The 1,516-nt window shown below is 47.8% G+C and carries 4 protein-coding genes; 3 read left to right on the plus strand and 1 reads right to left on the minus strand.

Annotated elements, in window-relative coordinates:
- Together AC1QQ2_RS14145 and AC1QQ2_RS14150 are read left to right on the plus strand one after the other, a co-directional pair.
- On the plus strand, positions 1-278 hold a 278-nt coding region (locus AC1QQ2_RS14145; RefSeq protein ID WP_479713616.1), incomplete at its 5' end, for a hypothetical protein.
- A 41-nt stretch (positions 279-319) separates the two neighbouring features.
- Complete coding sequence (locus tag AC1QQ2_RS14150; RefSeq protein WP_479713617.1) at positions 320-559, plus strand: hypothetical protein; 240 nt, start codon at positions 320-322, stop codon at positions 557-559.
- A gap of 169 nt (positions 560-728) precedes the next feature.
- Here AC1QQ2_RS14150 and AC1QQ2_RS14155 read toward each other — a convergent pair whose 3' ends face one another.
- The gene (locus AC1QQ2_RS14155; RefSeq protein ID WP_479713618.1) at positions 729-1,193 is read right to left on the minus strand and encodes a c-type cytochrome; all 465 of its coding nucleotides are present in this window, start codon (positions 1,191-1,193) and stop codon (positions 729-731) included.
- Positions 1,194-1,325: 132 nt separating this feature from the next.
- On the opposite strand from AC1QQ2_RS14155, the gene AC1QQ2_RS14160 reads away from it, so the two are divergent.
- On the plus strand, positions 1,326-1,516 hold a 191-nt coding region (locus tag AC1QQ2_RS14160), incomplete at its 3' end, for a cytochrome b/b6 domain-containing protein (protein ID WP_479713619.1).

A 1,516-nucleotide genomic window follows, 5' to 3' on the forward strand; every position in this document is an offset into this window, starting at 1 on the left:
AAGATACAGGAGAGGTTCTTGCTCTTGGCGACTGGGTATTCCTTGAGCCTATTGAGCCAGAAGCAAAGCTCAAAAGCGATATCCTTGAGATAGTATCATATGATACTCCTCGTAACGAGAAAGGAAAAATTAAATACGCCAGCGACAAGATTAAAGAGCACGGTCTTGAAGTTGGAGATACTGTCTTCTTCCAAAAGGATGCAGACTATGAAATGTTAATTGATAATCAAACGCTATGGCGAATGCTCGTTCAACACCTAATGGTCGTAGAGAAGTAGGGTACTCAACAGCTGACGCTGCACAGAATCTCATCTACGCAATGGAGCAGGCTATCCGCAATATGACAGCGGAAATACAAAAGCCTGTGGATCAGGAACTTACAGGATCTGCACGTAAAGCAGAACTTCAAGCCATCAAGGATACTGCGCTGGCTTGCAAGGAGTTAATTGTTGAGCGTCAAAAACTGGAGGAGCTTGTTGCTTCATTGGATGAAAACGGAAGCATTTCTGAGGAGTCTGACTATCGCGGTGGATTTGCCGAGAAATTCATTAAGAAATAATGTCAGGTCTTAAGTTGACAGATGGGGATACGGTTGTCAATATATGTGTTGACGACACAGAGGGTGAAATCATTTGTCGGTCCGCCTAATTTCGAGTCATTGCACGCGCTGATCGAGGATCTTTTGGCGCAACCCGCGTAAAAAACGGGTAGCGCGCAGGGTCAATCGGTTATTCCTTATACGCGTCGTGGCAGGCCTTGCACGAACGAGCGGTTTCTCCGAATGCCACCTTCAATTTGGCCTGGTCACCCGTTTTTGCAGCCTCCAACAAACCTGCCGTCGCAGTCTGCATTTTTTTGGAGCGTGCGAGGAAATCCTCTTTATCCAACCAGATTTCCTCGCGGGCGTCTGACTTGATCGATTCGGTTTCATCGCCAAAAGCGGCCCATGGTAAAGCGCTCACGGTTTTAACGACGTTTGCGTCGAATGCGGCTTGCGCTGCGTCAAATGGCTTTTTGCCGTTGACCATCGCGCCGATACTGCTGAAATGCACACCCATCAGTTTGAATGCACCTTGGCGATATTCGACAGCATGCTTGGCGTTTTTAAATTGCGCGGCCGCAGGTGCGGAAGCGACGGCAAAACTGATACAAATGAGAGCCATCAATGAACGGGCTGATAGAACTTGGCGCATGGGTATCCTTTCGATTTAGGGTGTAAATAGCCTACCCTAAGTTGCGTCACCTAGCAGCTCAATTTTTATTAAAGCCAGCAAGACTCAAGGGTTTCGCTCAGGCATGATGGGAATTATTTAGAGGAGAGGGCAATGAAATCCGTACGAGTTTGGGACCTTCCCACCCGCCTATTCCATTGGATGCTGGCCATCAGCGTCGTCGCCATGTTCATCACGGGAAATCTCGAGAGTGACGGCGCATTGACTTGGCATTTCAGGATTGGTTATTTCATAGCCAGTTTGCTTCTTTTCCGTTTGGTATGGGGATTTTTGGGCGGCTATTG

The sequence above is a fragment of the Aestuarium sp. genome, from assembly GCF_023253315.1.
Classification (GTDB): domain Bacteria; phylum Pseudomonadota; class Alphaproteobacteria; order Rhodobacterales; family Rhodobacteraceae; genus Marivivens; species Marivivens donghaensis.